Source organism: Actinocorallia lasiicapitis, assembly GCF_054778695.1.
The window spans coordinates 1-974 of the sequence record NZ_BAAGZI010000795.1; the positions used below are offsets into that span (position 1 = coordinate 1).

Below are 974 nucleotides of genomic sequence, written 5' to 3' on the forward strand. Positions count from 1 at the left end.
CCCGTTCCGGATCGCGCTCCACCCCGCCGACCTCGGCCGTCCCGGTCTGCGCGAGGCGGCGCTGGAGGCGATCGGCCACGCGCTGGCCGCGGGCGCGCGTCCCGTCACCTACGAGACCCTGGTGACCTCCGCGTGATCACGGGACGGCGCCGGTGAGGATCGTTCAGCTCGCCAACCTGTACAGCCCGGTCTCCGGCGGGCTGCGGACCGCCGTGGACGCGCTGGGCCGCGGCTACGCGGCGGCCGGGCACGAACGGGTGCTGGTGTTCCCCGGCAAGGCCCTGACCAGGCGGGAGACCGACGCCGGAGTGGTGATCACGGTGCCGGGGCCGTCGATCGCGCCCGGCTACCGGTTCGTCCTCGACCCACGGCCGGTGCTGCGCGTCCTGGACCGGGTGCGGCCGGAGGTGATCGAGGTGTCGGACAAGGCGACTCTGGCCGTCGCGGCGCGCTGGGCCCGGGGCAGGGGCGTGCGGTCGGTGCTCTTCTCGCACGAGCGGCTGGACGCGATCCTCGCCCCCCGGCTGCCCCGCTGGGCGCCCCTCGAACGGGGCGCCGACCTGTGGAACCGGCGGCTCGCCGCCGGATTCGACGCGATCGTGGTGACGTCGGAGTACGCGGCCGAGGAGTTCCGGCGGGTCGGGGCGACGGCCGTGCACCGCGTCCCCCTGGGCGTGGACCTGCGGACCTTCCGGCCGCACGAGCGGACCGCGGCGCCGGGCGTCCGGCTGGTGCACCTGGGCCGGCTGTCGAAGGAGAAACGCCCGGGATTGGCCCTCGCGGCCGTCAGGGAACTGGCCGGACGCGGCCTCGACGTGCGGCTCGACGTGATCGGCGACGGTGAGCTCGGCGACGCCATGCGGCGTGCCGCCACTGGGCTGCCCGTCACCTTCCACGGCCACCTCGGCTTCCGCGAGGCCGTCGCCCGGATGCTGGCCGCCGCCGGTGCCGATCTCGGCGATGACGGCGAGGAT

1 protein-coding gene is annotated in these 974 nt (G+C 75.8%); it reads left to right on the plus strand.

Features of this window, described 5'->3' with window-relative positions; all coding sequences use genetic code 11:
- Positions 1-152: 152 nt before the first annotated feature.
- Positions 153-974 (plus strand): glycosyltransferase (locus ACYVE7_RS34675; RefSeq protein ID WP_460370877.1); only part of this gene is annotated, 822 nt, incomplete at its 3' end.